The sequence below is a fragment of the Halopelagius longus genome (assembly GCF_900100875.1).
In the GTDB taxonomy this organism is placed as follows: Archaea; Halobacteriota; Halobacteria; order Halobacteriales; family Haloferacaceae; genus Halopelagius; species Halopelagius longus.
The window spans coordinates 1,048,065-1,066,488 of record NZ_FNKQ01000001.1; the positions used below are offsets into that span (position 1 = coordinate 1,048,065).

15 protein-coding genes are annotated in these 18,424 nt (G+C 66.1%); 3 read left to right on the forward strand and 12 right to left on the reverse strand.

Translation table 11 applies throughout. From position 1 onward, the window contains the following. Positions 1 to 98 precede the first annotated feature (98 nt). Positions 99 to 782: a hypothetical protein gene (locus BLS11_RS05495; RefSeq protein ID WP_092534084.1), complete on the forward strand. Its 684-nt coding sequence runs from the start codon at positions 99 to 101 to the stop codon at positions 780 to 782. Positions 783 to 801: 19 nt separating this feature from the next. Here BLS11_RS05495 and BLS11_RS05500 read toward each other — a convergent pair whose 3' ends face one another. The 4 genes from BLS11_RS05500 to rqcH all read right to left on the reverse strand — a co-directional run bounded on the left by BLS11_RS05500 (position 802) and on the right by rqcH (position 5,730). Beyond that, the gene (locus tag BLS11_RS05500; RefSeq protein WP_092534087.1) at positions 802 to 1,869 is read right to left on the reverse strand and encodes an mRNA surveillance protein pelota; all 1,068 of its coding nucleotides are present in this window, start codon (positions 1,867 to 1,869) and stop codon (positions 802 to 804) included. A gap of 71 nt (positions 1,870 to 1,940) precedes the next feature. Beyond that, the gene (locus tag BLS11_RS05505; RefSeq protein ID WP_092534090.1) at positions 1,941 to 2,639 is read right to left on the reverse strand and encodes a DUF4013 domain-containing protein; all 699 of its coding nucleotides are present in this window, start codon (positions 2,637 to 2,639) and stop codon (positions 1,941 to 1,943) included. Between the two features lie 70 nt (positions 2,640 to 2,709). Next, the gene (locus BLS11_RS05510; RefSeq protein WP_092534093.1) at positions 2,710 to 3,426 is read right to left on the reverse strand and encodes a DUF4013 domain-containing protein; all 717 of its coding nucleotides are present in this window, start codon (positions 3,424 to 3,426) and stop codon (positions 2,710 to 2,712) included. 201 nt (positions 3,427 to 3,627) lie between these two features. Beyond that, on the reverse strand, positions 3,628 to 5,730 hold the full coding sequence (gene rqcH, locus BLS11_RS05515; RefSeq protein ID WP_092534096.1) for a ribosome rescue protein RqcH: 2,103 nt from the start codon (positions 5,728 to 5,730) through the stop codon (positions 3,628 to 3,630). A 107-nt stretch (positions 5,731 to 5,837) separates the two neighbouring features. Between rqcH and BLS11_RS05520 the strand changes: the two genes are divergently transcribed. Then, on the forward strand, positions 5,838 to 6,281 hold the full coding sequence (locus tag BLS11_RS05520) for a GNAT family N-acetyltransferase (RefSeq protein WP_092534099.1): 444 nt from the start codon (positions 5,838 to 5,840) through the stop codon (positions 6,279 to 6,281). Positions 6,282 to 6,290: 9 nt separating this feature from the next. Here BLS11_RS05520 and BLS11_RS05525 read toward each other — a convergent pair whose 3' ends face one another. The 6 genes from BLS11_RS05525 to BLS11_RS19300 form a co-directional block, all read right to left on the reverse strand. Beyond that, the gene (locus tag BLS11_RS05525) at positions 6,291 to 7,508 is read right to left on the reverse strand and encodes a mechanosensitive ion channel family protein (protein WP_092534102.1); all 1,218 of its coding nucleotides are present in this window, start codon (positions 7,506 to 7,508) and stop codon (positions 6,291 to 6,293) included. Between the two features lie 366 nt (positions 7,509 to 7,874). Beyond that, complete coding sequence (locus BLS11_RS05530) at positions 7,875 to 9,545, reverse strand: tRNA uridine(34) 5-carboxymethylaminomethyl modification radical SAM/GNAT enzyme Elp3 (RefSeq protein ID WP_092534105.1); 1,671 nt, start codon at positions 9,543 to 9,545, stop codon at positions 7,875 to 7,877. A 192-nt stretch (positions 9,546 to 9,737) separates the two neighbouring features. Further along, positions 9,738 to 11,942: a DHH family phosphoesterase gene (locus BLS11_RS05535; protein ID WP_092534108.1), complete on the reverse strand. Its 2,205-nt coding sequence runs from the start codon at positions 11,940 to 11,942 to the stop codon at positions 9,738 to 9,740. 192 nt (positions 11,943 to 12,134) lie between these two features. Continuing rightward, positions 12,135 to 12,737 carry a YIP1 family protein gene (locus BLS11_RS05540; RefSeq protein ID WP_092534111.1) on the reverse strand — a complete coding sequence of 201 codons (603 nt, stop codon included), beginning with the start codon at positions 12,735 to 12,737 and terminating at the stop codon, positions 12,135 to 12,137. A 9-nt stretch (positions 12,738 to 12,746) separates the two neighbouring features. Then, complete coding sequence (locus BLS11_RS05545) at positions 12,747 to 13,334, reverse strand: thymidine kinase (protein ID WP_092534114.1); 588 nt, start codon at positions 13,332 to 13,334, stop codon at positions 12,747 to 12,749. Between the two features lie 90 nt (positions 13,335 to 13,424). Continuing rightward, the gene (locus tag BLS11_RS19300; protein ID WP_175454376.1) at positions 13,425 to 13,571 is read right to left on the reverse strand and encodes a hypothetical protein; all 147 of its coding nucleotides are present in this window, start codon (positions 13,569 to 13,571) and stop codon (positions 13,425 to 13,427) included. Positions 13,572 to 13,737: 166 nt separating this feature from the next. Here BLS11_RS19300 and BLS11_RS05550 point away from each other — a divergent pair, with 166 nt between their 5' ends. After that, entirely contained in the window at positions 13,738 to 14,604 is an 867-nt protein-coding gene (locus tag BLS11_RS05550; protein WP_139172773.1) for a poly-gamma-glutamate hydrolase family protein, read from the forward strand. A 9-nt stretch (positions 14,605 to 14,613) separates the two neighbouring features. Here BLS11_RS05550 and BLS11_RS19305 read toward each other — a convergent pair whose 3' ends face one another. Continuing rightward, positions 14,614 to 17,067 (reverse strand): hypothetical protein, encoded by a 2,454-nt coding sequence (locus tag BLS11_RS19305; RefSeq protein WP_175454377.1) that lies wholly within the window; start codon positions 17,065 to 17,067, stop codon positions 14,614 to 14,616. After that, positions 17,064 to 18,263 (reverse strand): poly-gamma-glutamate biosynthesis protein PgsC/CapC, encoded by a 1,200-nt coding sequence (locus BLS11_RS05560; protein WP_245698692.1) that lies wholly within the window; start codon positions 18,261 to 18,263, stop codon positions 17,064 to 17,066. The genes BLS11_RS19305 and BLS11_RS05560 overlap by 4 nt, the downstream gene beginning before the upstream one ends. Positions 18,264 to 18,424 lie beyond the last annotated feature (161 nt).

Genomic DNA, 18,424 nt, shown 5'->3' on the forward strand with positions numbered 1-18,424 from the left:
TTCCCCGCTAGGTCGTCTCTGGAGCGACGGACGCGCCCCCGTGACGAGGCGGACGCCCCTCCGGCAATATTACTGACATAGAGCGGGAAGCGGGAGACGTGACAACTGAGTTATCAGACGGTCCGGAGAGGGGCGGCTCGCTGAGCCGTACCCTCGGAGAGAGGGGTCGCCAACTGATACTTCTGCTGACACCGCTCGCCCTGGCGGCGTCGCTGTGGTTTCACCCCGCCGCCGGCGACGACGTCTACGGTAATCTCGGTCCGGTCGTCGATACGTGGCTCGCGGTCCACGTCCTTCTCTTACTGCTGTTCGGTCTGCTCGGAGTCTGTCTCTACGTGCTCCTGATGGACTTTCGCGGCGTTCTCCCGACGGTCGGCCGAATCGGGGTCGCCGTCTACCTCGTCTTCTACATCGCCTTCGAATCTATCGCCGGCGTCGCGACGGGAGTGCTCATTCGGGAGGCACACCGCCTCCCTGCGGAACAGCGAGCCGGTATCGAAACGGTCGTCGGCGTCATATACGGGGACCCGGTGAACGGCCTCGCGGGGCTGTTTGCCCTCGTCGGCACCGTCGGGTACCTCGTCGCAGTCGTCGCCATAGCCGCCGTCCGGCGGCGAAACGGCGCGCCGGTACTGCCGCTCCTTCTGCTCGTCGGGTCGAGCGTCGGACTCGCCGCTCACGGGAGTTCGCCGTGGGATTCGATCAGTATCCTGCTGTTCGCCGTCGCCGCCGGATGGCTCGAAGTGGCTGAGACGCCGACTCGGGCGGCGGTCTCGGGGTGAACAGCGACGCCGCCGACGGTTACTGAAGCCGATACCTGAGAAGCGCCGCGATGCCGCCGAGGTTGCTGAGTTGGCGGCCGGGGTCGAACTCGCCGGAGAAGACGGTCACTTCCCCGCCCTGCCGTTCGACGTTCTGGATGACGTCGTTGACGTCCACGTCCCAGTCGCCCTCGCCCTGCCGTTCCTCGCGGAGGCGTTCGTCCACGACCAGAAGCGTCTCGACGGCCCCGAACTCGGCGGCCTCTTGGACCTCCTCGATGCCGTAGGCGACCTTCTCGCCCTTGGAGATGCCCGCCATCAGGTCGTCTATCAGGTCCGCCTCCCGGGAGATGCGCGTCTGCGTCTGCACCTCGTCCACCGCGCCGCGTTTCAGCACCTCGTGGACGCCCCTGTCGCCGACGCCGGCGGTGTCCACGACGGTCATCCGGTCTGCCACGTCCGGGTGGTTCTCTTGGATGTAGTCGCGGGCGTCCTGCTTCGTGAACCCCGGACCGGCGAGGATGACGGCGTCGACGTCCATCCGGCCGAGGGCCTGCCCGAGTTCGGCGAACAACTCCGACCGGGGGCGGGCGTACTCGCCTTTGCCCGTCGGCGCGGTGAAGGAGAAGCGCTCCTCGGTGCCGTACTGCGCGACGGTGTGGATGTGCGCTTCGCCCTCCTCGACGGTGGCGATGGCCACGTCGGGGTTCTCCGCCGCCTCCTCTGCCTCCTCGATGCGGTCGAGTTGGTCCGGCTTGAAGTGCTTCTCGATGGTTATCTCGTCGTGTTCCTCGACGTTCAGCGTGTGGTGGTGGCCGAGTTGGTCCTCGCGGGAACAGGAGACGATTTCGCCGCCGACGCGCAGGCGGTTGGCGAACCGCGCGAACTCCACGTCCTCGACTTCGATGGTGAGAAACAGGTGTTCGCGTTCCCCGCCGGTGTCGCGGAGGTTCTCCTCGTTCCGTTGGATTCGTCTGGTGGTGTCGCCGGAGACGGAATCGCCCGATTCGAGGACGTGCGAGAGGTGCCAGAGGTCGTCCACGTTCTCGGGGACGAGCGTGATGCGTTCGCGGCCCTCCTCGCCGCGTCCGCGACTCGAGATTCGCATACGTTCGGGTGCGACGCCCGCGGGTAAGTGTCCTGCTATCCGAGAGAGAACGGCCGACTCGCCCCGCCCCGTCAGAAGGTCGTCTCCGCGACGGCGCGGCGCTTCTTCGCGAGGCCCTTCGAGAACCCCCTGCCGACCAGATAGAACGCTACCACCTGTACGTAGAACAGTACGAGCACCCCGACCAGAACCACGGACAGTACGATTCCGAGAGCACCGAGGAGGAGACCGATGACCGCAGCGAGTACCCACGCCGTGAAGTACTCGGACGTCGTCGTCGCCTCCTTGATCGTCGAGAAATCGAACGCGGAACCCATCGACCCCTCGATGGCGAAGTTGGCGTAAGCGGCGGGGACGATGTACGCGACGGCCACAGAGAGGACGACGATGAACAGGACGAACGCCGCCGCGAGGGCACTGTCGACCGCACTCCCGACTGCCGAGGGGGTGGGACCGCCGGAGAGGAGTTGTTCGCCGAGTCCGAACGCGAACAACGCGACGACGATGGGCACGAGGAAGACGAAGGTGTACGCCAAGTTGATCAAAAGCAGTTTGATACCGTCCACGATGAGGGTCACCCAGTCGATGAACGAGGGGGCGGCGGACTCGTCTTTCGCCGACGAACGGAGGACGCGCACGCCGTACCCTTGGAGTATCGCTTGCGGGAGAATCGGGATGACGAAACTCAGCACCGTCAGAACGCCGCCGATGAGTATCGTGGGGATTCGGTCGTCGCTGTTCAGCGGGTACGAGAGGGCGTGGCGTAACATCAACAGAAATGACTCTTCAAACGGGGTTAACTCTTGTCAAAAGATACCGTATCGCTCCGCCGTCCGCCGTTCAGATAGCGGGGCGTTCCTCGGGCGTGCCGCCCGTCTCGCGCAGTTCGATTTCGCGCAGGTCGCCCCACGCGCGTCCGACGAGGTAGTACGCCGCGACGGAGGCGTAGAAGCCGACGAACCCGCCGACGACGACGCCGAGGAAGGGCACGACGTTTAACGCGCCCGAGACGAGACTTCCCGCCACGACGATGGCGACTCCGGTCACCCACGCGGTGAAGTACTTCCCGGAGGTCAACACGGGCCGGAGTTCGCCGAAGCGGAACCCGGCACCGACCTCACCCGTCTCCGCGAAGTTGGCGATGGCCGCGGGAATCGCGTACATCGCGAGGAGTCCGAGGACGAACAGCGCGAGGACGCCGACGAACAGGGCGACGCCGCCGAGGGCCGCGAGGCCGCCCGAGGGGCCGTTTCCGCCGACGCTGAAGGTCAGGACGCCCCCGACGATGAGGAGGCCCGCGACGGCGGTGGGGACGATAGCGTAGACGAGGGAGATAGCCGCCGCCTTCAGGCCGTCCATCCCGAGTTCGCCCCAGTCGTCGAACGACGGGGCGGTTTCGTCGCCGTGCATCGTCGCGCGGATGACGCGAACGAAGTACCCGAGGACGAAGACGACCGGGACGACGAAGACGCCGAGGAGGGAGAGGATACCGCCGATGAGGACCGTCTCGACCCAGTCTTCGCTGGTGCGCAGGTAGTTGAGTGAATCGCTAATCATGGTGTGTCACCGAGCGCTCGCGTCGCCCCACGACGGCGTCGCCTCGGCTTCTCGGTCCTGACCGGGACTGCCGCGTTCGACGCTGCGTACTGGGTTTCGTACGCGCTCTGCCACTCAGATACGCAGTCCGGAGTGATAAATATAGAGCACGAAACGATGAAATAACGGACGATTACGCCGGAGAGCGGCCGGCGGTTCGTCTCAGTCCTCGACTAACTGGCTCCCGCCCGGCGGGAGGAACTCCTGTATCTTGTCGGCGCTCGCTATCTTGCGGACGAAGGAGGTGTCCGCGAAGCGTTCGCGGAACTTCCGGTAGCACATCATCGCGGCGTCGTTCTGTGCGTACTGGCCGGGCTGGAGTCGGATAGTCGTCTCCGCCCGCCCCTCGATGGCCGACGGCGGCCCGCCGATAACGCGCGTCTCGCCCTCGCACTGGACGCCGACGGCCACCTCGGCGGCCACGTCGCGGAAGTACGTCCGGTCGCCGCGGATCACGAACGACCCCTTCTCGATGTACTCGCCGGACTCGGGCGTCTTCGACACCTGGTCGGGCGACACCATGTAGGCGTCGTCGGCGAAGCGCCCCTCCTTCCAGATGGAGGAGTACGAGACGGCGAACTGCGCGGCTTCCTGCTTCGTGGAGTCGGGGAACTCCACCTCCTTCGACGGTTCGGAGGGCCCCGTCGCCTTCACGACGGTGACCGGGCCGCCGTGGGCCTGCGTGTGGAAGAACAGGTCGTGCTTGTTGGTGTACTTCTTGACTATCTCCTCGTTTTGGTCGGCGTTGCGCCCGCCGATGACGAGGAAGCCGTCGGAGGTGTGGAACCAGCGGAACCGCTCGTACCAGTACTCCTCGGTTCGGAGCGGTATCGACTCGCGGTTCAGCCAGTCGATGTCGGCGGGTTCCTCCTCCTCTTCCTCCTCGTCGTCTTCGTCCTCTTGCTCCCACTCGTCGCGGCGGCGCTTCACGTCGGCTAAGTCCTCGCGGGTGTCCTCGATGGCCGCGAGTGCGCCCTCCTTCTTCTCCTCGATTCGCTTCGCCTCCGTGTACAGGCGGTCGGCGTTCTTCTCGACGCCCGTCGAGACGTCGAGTTCGACCGTCGCGTCCTCTATCTCGACGGTGACGGTGCCCTCCGCGCCGTCGACGCCTCTGACCGCCTCCGCGGCGGGGATGCCGCGCTCCGCCCCGGATTCGAGCGTCTCGCGTATCTCGTCCCACGGGACGCCCTCCTCGCGCGCGCCGCGGACCGTCGAAAGCACCTCGTCTACGAGTTCGTAGTTGGCGTAGAGCAGTTCGGCGCGGCGACGTTCCTGTTGGGCCTGTTCCTCGAAGCCCTCTATCGCGCCCTCCTGCTGTTCGATGATGCGCTGTTTCTTCGCTATCTCCGCCTCGAAGTCCGGGCGGTTGTCGTTCTCCTCGGGTTCGTCGTCCGAGAGGTCCAAGCGGTGGAAGTACTCGTCTACGGCGTCGTTGAACGTGTCGAACGCCTCGCTGTTCAGTTCCTCGCGTTCGTGCTCTTCGAGGGGGAACGGCGTCACGTCCACCACGGAGTCGTCCTCGACGTAGAGGCGGGGGTCGAAGTCGCCGGACTTGACCGTCGCGCGCAACTCCTCCATCGCGCCGTAGACGTCGCGGTACTCGTCGTCGCCCGCCTCCTCGATGGGGATGGTCTTCTCGACGCCCGCGCGCGTGCAGAGTTCCTCGGCGTACAGACCGCCGAGGTTCAGTTGCGTCGCCAGCGTCCGCACCACGTCGGTGTCCGACTCCTCCATCTGCCGTTTGAACGCGTCGTAACTCACCGTGAGCGGATTCAGCCGCGAGGAGGGGAACTCGTACTGCGCGCCCGGCGCGACGGTCCGCGACTTCAGGCGGACGGTTTCGAGACTCCGGACGACTTCGCCGGTCTCGTCTAAGACGGCGATGTTGCCCTGTCCGAACAGTTCGGCGACTATCTTCGTGTTCTCGTCGCCGCGTTCGAACTCGAACGTGAGGATGCGGTCGAACTCGTACTGTTCGACGCCCGCGAAGTCCGCCCCCGACAGGCGGTTCCGCAGCATCATCGCGAAGTTCGGCGGCCGCCCCGGCGCGTCCGGGACGTTCTCGGGTTTCGCCGCGTGCGCGCGCTTTATCTCGCCGACTTCGACGAGGAGTTCGACGCGACCCCTGTCGAAGTCGCGCATGCGGAGACGAAGCAGGTCGTCGCCGTACAGGTAGGCCTTGTCGACCTTCGCGCCCTCGTACCGATTCAGTTCGGTGACGAGGGCCGCGAGGTCGATGCTCGTCAACTCCCGCTTCGGGTCCATGGACTGGCTTTTCGGCGGCGGGGGAAAAGGGGTGTCGCTTCGGGCGGTCGGATCGCCCCGTATCTCGGTCCGCAACCGTCAGGTGCTCCGACGCGAAACGGGCGGGCATGAATGAGACGGGCGTGCGCGTCGTGACCACCGACGCGGAACGCGAGGACGCCTTCGCCGTCCGGCGGGACGTGTTCGTCGAGGAACAGGGCGTAGACGAGGAACTGGAGTACGACGAGTACGACGAACCCGGAGCGGACGCCACCCACTTCGTCGCCTACGACGACGGCGAAATCGTCGGCGCGGCGCGACTCCGCGAGGCCGACCCCGGCGTCGGAAAGGTCGAACGCGTCGTCGTCGCCGAACGTCGGCGCGGCGAGGACTGGGGCAAGCGCGTGATGGAGGCCGTAGAGGCGACGGCCCGAGAGCAGGGATACGAGAAACTGAAACTCCACGCCCAGACGCGCGTCGAGGGGTTCTACGAGTCGCTGAACTACGAATCGGTCGGCGAGGAGTTCGTCGAGGCCGACATTCCGCACGTCGAGATGCGAAAACCGCTCTGAGAACTGCGGTCAGTCGTCGATCGTCTTCGACACTCGTTCGCCGTCGCGGTCGGGTCGTTCCTCGAAGGCCCCCTCCGAGCGTCGGACGCGGAACCCGCCGGTCTCCGCGCGGCCCTGTAGTTCTCGCTGCGGGTAGGGGATCTTGATCCCCTCGCTGTCGAACGCCGTCTTCACCGCGCGGACGACGGCGGCGCGGGCGCGGGCGCGCCGCGGCGCGGAGGGGTTCTGTATCCAGAACCGGACTTTGAGCCCCACGGCCGAGTCGTCGAACGTCGCGGGCAGGACTTTCGGCGAGGGCACCTCCGCGACCATGTCCGCGCCCTCGATCGCCGCCTCCGCGATTTCCTCCGCGCGTTCGAGGTCGGTTCCGTAGTCCACGCCGACGTCTACGGTCAGGCGGAGTTGGCCCCGGCGCGTCCGGTTCGTCACCGTCGCGTTCGTCACCCGGTCGTTCGGGAACACGATCTCCTCGCCGTCGAAGTTCCGCAGGCGGGTGTTGACGATGGTGATGTCCGAGACGATGCCCTCCTCGCCGTCTATCTCGACCCAGTCTCCGATCTCGAACGGCCGGGAGAACATGAGGACGAACCCGGCGATGAGCGACCCGAGCGTCTGTCTGGCGGCCATCCCGACGACGATGCCGAGGAACCCGGCCCCGACGAGCAGTCCGCCGATTTCGACGCCCCAGACGGCCATCGTGCTGAGACCGACCGTCAACAGGACGACCAGTTGGAGGACGCGGAAGACGATACCCTCCTGGTGTTCGTTTATCTGCTCGGAGTCGGAGGCGTAGTCTTCGAGCCACGATTCGAGGAGGTCGATGACGACGACGGCGGCGGCCAGAAGCACCAACGTCACCGCCGCGCGGGCGAGGTACGGCGCCAACGTCGCGAGAATCACCGCGCCGCCGAACGCGACTTCCTCGAACCCCCAGACGACGAGGAGGGCCAGACTCGTCGCCGCGAGGACGCCGCCCTGCAGGAGGCGGATGACGGCCGTCGGCGGGAACATCCACGTCACCTCGTCTATGACGGCCGGAACGTTCGGGTGCGAAATCACCCGTTCGCGGAGTTCCCGCGCCACCCGGGAGACGACTCTGGGCGCGACCAGCAGGCTGGCCAACACCGCCACCGCCAGTAGCGCCGCCGTCGCCGCCAGACGCGCCTCCGTGGACGCGAACTGCGCCAACGCCGACCGAACCGACGTCAGCCACGTCGAAAGGTTCACGCTTCACACTCCGTTTCGCTGCCGATACGTACCGCTTCCCCCGTCCCCTTCATCGTCAGTACTCCTCTTGAGCGGTTACAAAACGTCTACGGTATTACCTTTTTCTGCATAAAGAGACAGTCTCTAGAAACTACCGATGTTCGGAAATTCTCCGGTCGGACGAGAACGGGCCGCCTCGAAGGCGCGTACTCCACGTTCGCGGTTGCGGTATTTTTCTGCCGGGACTTGGCGGGAGCGCGTAGCGCCCCGAGAAAAAGCGACGGAACGCTCGCTACCCGTCTTAGAGACGCTTCGAGACGTACGAACCCACTTTTTCCGGCCTCACTCCGCTCGGCCGGAAAACCTGGTGGAAAAACGCTACCCGTTCTACAGACGCTTCGAGACGTACGGGCCGTCTTGGTGGTAGCCGAGTTTGTTCTTGTAGTACTCGCGGACGCCGATACCGCTGATGATGCTGAGTTTGTCGTAGCCGGCGTCTCTGGACATCTCTTCGGCGCGTTCGACGAGTCTGCGGCCGTACCCCTTGTGCTGCCAATCCCCTTCTCCACCGATACCGACTTCGCTCCCGTAGACGTGGAGTTCGCGGACGAGGGCGGCGTTCTCTAACTCCCTCCGAACCGGGTCGTTCGGGAACCGGAGGCGACAGAAGCCGACCAGAAGGTCCTTCTGTCGGTCCTCGAAGGAGACGAACCGTTCGGTGCCGCCGGCCACCTCGTACTCCATCACGTCGAGTTCGACGTTCTCGGGGTCGGGGTCCTCGTCGTTCATCCCCACCTCGCGGGCGCGGATGTCGTTTATCTCGATGCCCTTCTCCTCGGCTTTCTGTGCGGCCAGTTGCCGGAGGTTCGACTTCCAGACGCCCGCGTCGATGAAGTCCGCGGGGATGTCTCGCTGGACGCGTTGGAGGCGGGTGTACTTCGGAATCATCCCCATCACCTCCGCGACTATCTCCGCGGCCTCCTCGTTGCCGAGGGGTTCGAACTCGTCGCGCCGCCACTGGTCGTAGATGCGCGTCCCGCGGACGACGAGCGTCGGGTATATCTTCAGGTAGTCCGGCCGGTAGTCCTCGTTCTCGAATATCTGCCGGAAGTCTTCGAGGATCATCTCCTTCGTCATCCCGGGTTGCCCCGGCATCATGTGGAAGCCCACCTTGAACGCGGCGTCGCGGAGGCGGCGGTTCGCGTCGATTGAGGCCTGTACGCCGTGGCCGCGGTGCATCTCGCGGTTGACGCGTTCGTACGTCGTCTGGACGCCCACCTCCACCTTCGTCGCGCCCAAATCGAGCATCCGGTCTATCTGCTCGGGGTCGCACCAGTCGGGCTTCGTCTCGAACGTCGTCCCGATGTTGCGCACATCGGCCGTCTCGTTCTCCGCGATGACGTCTTCGAGGTATTTGAACTCGACGTCCTCGGGGTCGGGCTTGAACGACTGGTCCTCGGCCGGAGTCGGTTCGGAGTCTACGTCGTAGTCGTTCATCGCCTCCAACGCGCGCTTGACGAACCACTCTTGGTAGTCGTGACTGCGCGCGGTCATCGTCCCGCCCATCAGGATGAGTTCAACCTTGTCGACGGGGTGGCCGATGTTCCGCAACTGTTCGAGGCGGAGCGTCACCTGCCCGTAGGGGTCGTAGTCGTTCTGGACGCCGCGGGCGGCGGCGGGTTCGTGACCCGTGTACGACTGCGAGGAGGAGAACTCCGAGGCGGGGCCGCCGGGACAGTAGAGACATTTCCCGTGCGGGCACATGTGCGGCGACGTCATGATGGCCACCGGCGAGACGCCCGACGCCGTGCGGACGGGCTTTCGCATGACCACCTCTTTGACCTCCTCGCGGCGCGCCTCGGGCGCGTATTCGAGGATGTCCGAGTTCTTCGGCACCTTCGGCGAGGAGTGGTTCGAACAGGCGTTCAGTTTCGCCGATTCGAGGTCGTCGCGCTCTATCTCGCCGTCGAGGATGCGTTCGACGAGTTCCTCGCACGTCCGGCGGAACGCTTCCGTCTCGGTGGGGTCGTCCGCTTCGGGTTCGGCGTCGGCGCTCACGGCCGACTCACCTCCGCGGACGGGGCAAGCAGAGAGACGTGTTTCATTACCGGGGAATCGACGCGTTTCGGGGTTAAGGGTGTCGCTCGCGGTGGACCGAGAGCGGAGACTGAGAGCGAAGACGGAGAGGGTCGCGGAGCCGTCGCTGGGAAGGAGAGAGGACGAACGGACGGAGGACGCGATGTCCGTGCGTTAGAACTGGTCGACGACGGCGTCGATGACCGCGTCGATGACGTCGTCGCGTGCGCCGGAGAGGAACTCGATGCGGTTCTCGCGGACGCCGACGGCGGTCACGCCGCCCTCGGGGACGGCGTCGCGGGCGGCCTCCGCGGCGGTGCGCACGTCGATGTCGGCCGTCGAACGGACGAACAGTTCGTCCATCGAGGCGGCGACGGTGACGTACCGGTCGCCCTCGCGGTTGCGACGGTGGAGTTCGTCCACGAGGAGCGACGTCGGCGGGAAGTCGTACCGGTGCGTGTAGGAGTCGGCGTCGAGGACGGCGACGGTGACGCCCTCCACGTCGCGCGTCTCTAAGTTCGCCTGCGCCGTCTCGACTTCGTCGTCCAGCTTGATGCGGAACTGCTCGGCGATGTGGCCGGCGAGTCCGTCGCTATCGACGGCGTCGCCCTCCGAGCGTTGCGCGCCGGGCGCGACGCCGTCCTCGAACAGGAGGTCGGTGACGAGTTCGCGCTTGTCCTCGTAGGACTGGTAGTACGCTTCCAAGGCGACGGCCTCGCGGAGTTCGCGGACCCGCTCTGCGTCGTATCCGGCGTTCTCGGCCAGTTCGACGTACGATTCGGGCGCGTCCTCCCAGTAGCTCGCCGCGGGCAGGTGCGCGAGTTCGTCGGCCACCTCGTCGTTGACGGTCGCCGCGAGGTTCGCGCCGAGTGCGCCCGTCGAGAGGTCGTGGGCGTCCGCGCCGGCCAGGCCGGGGTTGACGAGCACTTCCGCCTCTTCTGCGACTTCCTCGTCGGCGTCGGCCGCCTCGACCACGACGCGTTCGGCGTCGTAGACGCCGAGGAGACCGAGGCCGTCGAGCGATTCGGTGGTGCCGCCGGTGCCCACGAGCAAGACGAGGGGGAGCTTCTCGTCGTGACGGTCGCGGTCCTGCAGCATCCGGGTCACGTCGTTCGTCGCGGCGTCCATGCCGTAGACGGACTCGTCGAGGGGACGACGGACGAAGTAGTGGTACTGCGCGTCGTCGCGCGCGTGTTCGTCCTCGATGAGGGGGAGAACCGCGCGTTCGACCGCGGCACCGGCGACGTAGCCGTCGGCGGTGGCGGCGTGGCGGACGACGATGGGACGCGACTGGAGGACGGCGCGGCGGACGGCCTCCGCGGCGTCGAGGAGTTGCTCCGAGACGGCGTCGACGGGGTCGTGCGCCGCGAGGGGGGTCACGCCGTCGGGACGGGCCTTCGCGGAGAGGGCGTCGTCGAGTCGCTGTTCGACCTCGTCGGCCTCCTCGCTCGAGAGGACGGTGAGGTCCTCGGTTTCGACCTGCAGTTCGCCGCGGCGGCGTTCGACTTCGCCGGTGAGTCGGACGACGTCGCCCTCGCCCGCCTCGGGGTAGGCGCGGACGCCCGCCTCGACGAAGGCGGCGCAGTCGACGGTCCCCGTCTCGTCGCGCAGTTCGAAGATGGTCGGTCCGCCGGTCTGGCGAGCGCTCTCGATGATGCCCTCGACGGTGACGGTGTCGCCCACGCGGTCCGAGAGGGAGTCGATGCCGACGCGTTCGGGGACCTCCTCGGAGTCGGACGCAGCGTCGGATTCGGGCTCCGAATCGGATTCGGCGTCCGCGTCGGAGTCGGAGTCAGATTCGGACTCGGAGACCTGTTCCGCGGACCGGCCGGGCGTCTCGGCGGTCGAGGAGTCGGAGTCGGACGCCGACTCGTCGTCTTCGGCCGACGCGGAGGCGGAAGCGGAGGCGGAGACGGTTTCGTCGCCTTCGGTCGCCTCGTCTTCGCCGTTCTGCGAACGGGAAGAGGAAGACGAGGAGGAGGACATCCCCTTCGGCTTCGTCTTCACCGGGCCGTCGTCGTCGTCGGTGGAGGTTATCTTCTCGCCGTCGGCGTCGCTGTTCGGGTCGTGAACGCGCGCGCCGCGGAACTCGCGTTCGCTCTGGCGGATGGACCACCCGAGGTCGATGTTACCGTTGTCTCGGATGTTCTTCACCTGCACGAACACCGTGTCGCCGGGTTCCCAATCGAGGCTCTCGAGTCTGCGGTCGAGTTCGCTCCGGTGGAGGAGACCGGTGACGCCGGGAGAGAGGTCGACGAACACACCGAATTCGGCGAAGCCGTCGACGGTACCCTTGTAGTACCGCCCGGGAGTGAGTTGCTGTGGGGAGTCGCCCCTGAAATCGAACCACACGTCTTCTTCGTGCGTTATCCAATCCATTGAGTGCTACAAAAGTCCGCGGCCTAAAACGATTGTCGAAACATCTGCGAAAACTACGCCCTCGTACCGAGGCGCGACCGATTTTCCCGAAAACCTCGTATATTGCCGGTAACAGCGTCATACGTGCGACATCTCCGTCAGCGAGAGCCGTCGTCTCGGACGGAACCGGTTCCGTCGCCGTACTTTCAGCCGTCAGAGAACGCCGGCCGCCCGCAGGACCGCTTCGAGTGCGGCGAACCCTCCGAATCCGTATCCGAAGAGGAGTGCGGCGGGGACGGCCGCGGCGGCGGCCGCCCGGGGGAGCGTCGTCCCGTGAACCTCGGCGACGCCGAGGACGAGCAACGCCGCGCCGTAGACGGTACAGACGACCCGGAGTCCGGCGACGGGGAGTCCGGCGAAGACGCACGGCGCGGCGGCGTAGGCGAGGACCTGCACCGTCTCGCTGACGCCCCCGCGGTCCCGCACGAGTGCGATGAGAAGCACCGTCTGCAACGCGGCGGTCAGGTGGAGGACGGCGGGCGCGACGAGGAGGGCGACGACGGCGAGGGCGACGAACGCCGAGACGGCCGGGCCGCCGCCGAGGGCGGGGAGTCTGCCGGGGACGAACGCGAACAGACCCGCCGCGTACGCGACGGCGACGGCGACGGCGAAGACGAGGCCGGGGGCTTGATCGCCCGGCGCGACGCCGTTTCGGAAGAACCGGCGGGGGCGGACCAACACCTCGACCCACGCCCGCGCGACACCGCGCGGTCCGCGTTCGCGCCCGCCCTCCGGACTCTGGACCCACGTGGTCACGTCGTCGGACTATTCGCGTCGGAACGTATGACAGTTCCGACACCGCGCCTCGTAGGACTCCTCGGCGCCGACGAGGTAGGTCGGTTCGTCGGCGTGGGCGGGTTCGCCGTCGATGAGTCGCTGGTTCCGCGTCGCGGGTTCGCCGCAGACGGTACAGATGGCCTGCAGTTTGTCGACGTACTCCGCCACCGCCATCAGTTGCGGCAGGGGTTCGAACGGTTCGCCGCGGTACGTCTGGTCGGTGCCGGAGACGAGGACGCGCCGGCCGTCGTCTGCGAGGTGTTCGCACAGTTCGACGAGTTCGTTCGAGAAGAAGTTCGCCTCGTCTACCGCCACGACTTCCTCGCCGTTCAGCGCGTCGAGGGCGTCCCAGATTCCCTCGCCCTCGGCGGGGATGACCGTCGCCTCCCACTCCCGACCCACGTGGGACCCGACGATGGTCTCGCCGTACCGGTCGTCGAGTTCGGGCTTGAACGCGGCGACGTCCTGCCCCGCGATTTCGGCCCGTCGGAGACGGCGGAGCAGTTCCTCCGTCTTCCCCGAGAACATCGACCCCGAGATGACCTCTATCCACCCACTGTTCGTGATGGCGTGCATATCTCCTTCGGGCGTGAAGGAAGGTCAAAACGATTGTCTCTTGGAGTCGGCGTTCGAGTGTCCGTGACACACCCTCTGGCCTCGGTCGGACTACTCCCCTTCGGTCCCGACGTTCGAAAGCGCGGAGAACGTCGCCGGGTCGGGTCGGATGTCGGCGAAGCCGACGGTCCGCCGCCCGTCCCGTCCGTCGCCCGTCGTCGCGTCGTCGCTCCGAGAGGACGTACTGTTCCTTCTCATACATTCTCCAAAAGGCATATATTCGCCCAGAGAACCCATCGAACGGTACTGATCCGTGAAGTTCTATAAATATACGAACGAATGTGTCGGGAGGCGGAGCGTACTGTCCGCCGTCGCCGCGAGTCTCGCAGTCGGCGCGAGCGCGGCGGGAGTGAGTGAAGCGAAGATGGACCGTTCCGGAATCACGGTCGAGAAGAACAACGGCGACGCCGTCGTGCGGAGCGACGAGGAACGGTGCAACGTCAGCGACGCCGTCCTCGACGAGGCGGGCGTCTCGACGGGCGAGCAGATTCGCGTCCGGGACGAGGGCGGCGCGTCGAAGTACACCTCCGGCCTCTACACCGTCGCCGGGAACTGCCGGCGGGCCGACACCGTCGAGATGGGGACGGACGGCCTCCGTCGGATGGCGTTCGACCGAGGGGCGGCGGTGAGCGTCCGCGCCGGCGCGCCGCACCCCGCCTACGAGACGAGGGCGGAGGCGAGGGCGAACGACGAGTACGTCGAACTCCTCCGCGACGGCGGGTCCGGTCTGGTCGCCTGTGCGCCCCACGGCGGGTACATCGAGTACAGAACCGACCGGCAGGCGGCGCGCGTCGCCGAGACGCTGGACGCGACGGAGTGGTCCTGCGTCGGTTACAACGACGGCGGCGGCGCGTACGACCGCTGGCACGTCGGTTCGACCGACATCGACCGGCGGTCGTTCCCGAAGTTAGACGAGATAGCCGACAGGGGGTTCGACCACGCAGTGAGTTTCCACGGCTTCTCGACGGACGCGATAGCCGTCGGCGGCGGCGCACCGGAGCCTCTCCGACTGGCGGTCCGCGACGCGATCGACGAGGCCACCGGCGGGCGGTACGACGTCCGTCTGGCCGACGAGGACGGCCCCTACGGCGGCGACTCCCCGGAGAACTTCGTCAACTGGCTCACCGCCGACGGGAACGGCGTTCAGATAGAGCAATCGAGCGACGCGCGGTCGGACGACTGGGATACTATCGCGGACGCCGTGGCCGAGGTGTACGAACCGCGCCTGTAACGCCTCTCGTCACTTCTCGGCTGACACCTCTCCTTCCGGACGCTTCCGGCGTATCTCCGAGAGCGCGGCGTTCAGCGACTCCACGTCGTCTATCCGCTTCGACTCCTCGCGTATCTCTCGGAGGAGTCGCTCGCGTTGGACCTCCTGCAAGGACGCGATTCGATCGCTGTTCTCGGAGACGGTCGCTTCGAGTTTCCCGACTCGCTCGGACGTTCGCTCCCGAATCTCCGCCAACTCGTCGCGAACGTCGTCCAGTCGGTCCGCGTTCGTCTCCGCGTCCGACCGAACGCCGGACAGTTCCTCGCGTATCGCGTCCGTCTCGGCCGCCTCGGCCGCCTCGCCCACCTCGGATTCGAGGTTCTCGACGCGGCTTCGGAGGGCCGCCACGTCGGATTCGAGAGAACCGAGTATCTCCCCCGCCGTCCCCTCCTCGTCGAGGAACTCCTCCAACGCGTCGATGTACGCCGTGAGGTCGGCGACCTGCGACTGGAGGTGGCGCATCTTCGCCCGTTCGTGGACGGGAACCGCGCCCACGCTGTCGGCCAGTATCTCCGTCTCCGACTCAGAGAGGTCGTACTCGTCGAGTTCGTGGAGCAACACCGGTAACACGTCGCCTCTGTTCTCTATCCGCGGGTTGCTCTCGACGGCCGCATCCGCGGTTTCTCGCCCGTTCGCAGAGTCGGACGCGGCCGTCGAACGGCGCGTCGATACCTCCGTCGTCTCGTCGGTGTTCTCGGAATCGTCGTGCATTGTCGTCCCCTCCAGCGTCGCTACCGGTGCGTTCACCCCCGCGTTCGCTTCCGATTCGACAGCCGTTTCCTCCGTTCCAACCGCAGTCGCCTCCGCTTTGACCGCCGTCGCGGCCGATTCGGCCTCCGCCGCTTCCGTCTCCCACGGGAGGGCCGCGGGTTCGGTATCGGACAGGTGGATGGCCCGCCGCGCCCGGCGGTCTACCTCCTCCTCGAACTGTCGCATGAACTCCGCGACGGTGTTGCCCATCGACACTATCGGCAGTCCGGTCGAGAGGAGGTGGTCGAGTACCTCTTCGGGGTCGGCGTCCGGGCCGTACCGCGTCACCGGCGCGTTCACGTTCGCCGCGAAGACGTTCGTGTAGTCGCCGGCGGCGACGACGGTTTCGACCAACCCTCGCTCTACGAGCGTGTTCACGTAGTCGGCGAACGAGGCGGTCCGACTCCGGCGGTCCCCGCGGAGGTAGACGAACGGGACTATCGGGTCGTCGCCGACGAGGGCCCGACGGACGGCCTCGGTGCTCTCTATGTCGTTGACCTCCGCCGCGTTGAATATCCGCCCGCCGCCGGGAAGCGGCGTCCACTCGGGCTGAATCGCGTCGAGATACCCCGCTACTTCCTCCTCCGGAAGCGGGTCCTGTCCGAGGTACTCCAACACTTCGTTGACGGCGTGGACCGTCTCGGCCCCGATGAGAGAGGCGTTCTTCTCGGGGATGTCGACCTGTTTGAGCGTTCCGCCGACCCGCTCGACTTCCTGCTTCAGGTATTCGTGCAGGACCGGGTGCTGTTCTCCGCTGACGACGTGTGCGCCCTCCGGGACCGACCGCGCGAAACTGCGCGCGATGTCTTGGCGCGTCTTCCCCATCGTATCTTGGTGGTCCTGCCGGACGTTCGTCAGGAGGATGACGTCGGGGTCGACGAACCGTTGATTGAACATCCGAGTCGTGTACTCCGTTATCCCCTGATTCTCGAACACGCCGACGCCCTCCGGCGAGTACGAATCGAGGACGGGGATGAACCGCCAGAACGTCTTGATGTTCTCGTACAGCGTGACGCGCGGGCCTTTTCGCTCGATGGGGATGTAATCGCCGTTGTGGAGGACGTGCGGTCGGTTCCCCGTTATCTTCACCAGCGTGTCGTACCCCCGGCGGTCGAACACGTCCGCGATGCGGCGCGTCGTCGAGGACTTCCCGCGGATGCCCATCACGACGATTCGCGCGTCGAGTTGGTCTAAGAACTCGTCGTGGCGTCGTCCCCGGTTCAGAATCGACCTCACGGAGCGTTTCAGTCGGTCCGTGTCGATGGCGAACGGGTGGCGTTCGGTCGTCTCGTCGCTTCCGCCGTAGAGGACGGGTACCGTCCCGACGGCGAGTTGCGTGACGCGTTCCGCGACCGCCCGCGTGTGCGCTTCGGACTCGTAGGTGGCCGGGGGGATGGCGACGACGTCGTTGCCCGCCCGCAACTGCCAGCGGAAGACGCCGTCCGTCTCCACGATGGGGAGCGATACCGGCTTCTCGACCTGTATGTGCCGACTGCGCAGGGAGCGCCGGTTCAGTTTCGAAGCGTAGAGCCGAGTCCGCTCGACGTGTTCGCGGGCCTCCTCCGGCGAGTCGAACGTCTCCGCCGAGTGAGCGAGATACGTCTCGCCGTCGCGGAGTCGCCACCGCCACCAGCCCTCTTGCCCGACGATTTCGAAGGCGGCCTGCTGTATCACGCGTCCCCACCTCCGGAGAGAATCGACGCCTCGAAGACGTCCTCGTCGGACGGGCGGTGGACGGTGTACAGTTCTGCGAACGCCACGCAGACCACCACGATACCGGCACCGACGGCGAGTTCCGCGACACTCAGTCGCTGCGGGATGCCGTTCGGAAGGACCGTCCCGAGATACCGCGAGGCGGCGAGCATCGGGAGGAACGCCGCCAGTTGCAGAGGCGGAATCAACACCCGGTACTTCGGTGCCGTCACGTGTGCGCTGTAGGCGTTTATCCCCGCCAGAATGGCGACGAAGTACGCCGAGAGGCCGCGGACTATCGGAATCTGCAGGACTAACGGAACGGCGGCGACGAGTCCGAGACCGGCCGAGATGCCGATGAGAACTCGGCCGTACAGCATCGTAGATCGGTGTATCGCCGAGATGGCGACGTACGTCAGCGCGAAGATGACGACGTAGAGGACGACGAGCCAGACGGACGCCAGCGCGTACACGGCGAGAAGTCCGACGGCGATGACGCCGATTCGGACGTCGTACCGTCGACGAATTCCCTCCGAGGCGGCCAGCGCGCCACCGAAGATGCCGACGAGGAGTTCCCGGGGCAGGATGATGGGCTGTAACTGCTCGGAGACGACTGCGCCGCGCCAACGCGCCACGTCCGCGGTTTCGCTGTACAACACCGGCGGCGTCAGCGACCCCACGACGGGTCGGAGTTCCGGCGACACGAGAAGTACTCCGAGGGCCGTGAGGACGGCGAAGAGCGCGACAGACGTGACGATGTCGGCCTTTCGGTACTTCGGTTTGAGTTGGTGGAAGTTGAACGCCGCTAAGCCCGGGAGGATGCTCCCGATGAAGAGCACCGTTCGCATACGTTCCGCGACGAACGCCTCGAGGAGGAGCAACAGCCCCAACGGTATCGCACTCCCGATGAGTATCGCGGCGAGGAGTTCGTCGCGCCCGTAGATGAGCGTTCGCTTCTTCAGGAGGTCGAGCCCGAAGTACGCGATGAGTGTGCTCAGAACGAACACCGGGAGCGTGACGACGTTCTTGAGCGTGTACACTGCGAGTACGGGGATGGTGATGGTCCCCGAGAGACGATAGCCGAACACCTGCGTGGTCACCGCGACGGCGAAGAGACCGAGAACTGTCACTCCCGCCGCGACGATCATCGAGTAGCCGCCCCCATGGATTAGTTCCATAAACCCCGGCGCCATTTCAAATTGTGGGCTGAAATCGGCAACTAGTGGCAATGAAATGGCAATATCTGAGAATGAGAAACCACTAGCAAGTTTTCGTGTCGTTCGGAAAAACGGGAACGTACTAAGAGGATGAGTCGGGACGCGTCGTCCGTCGGACCGAG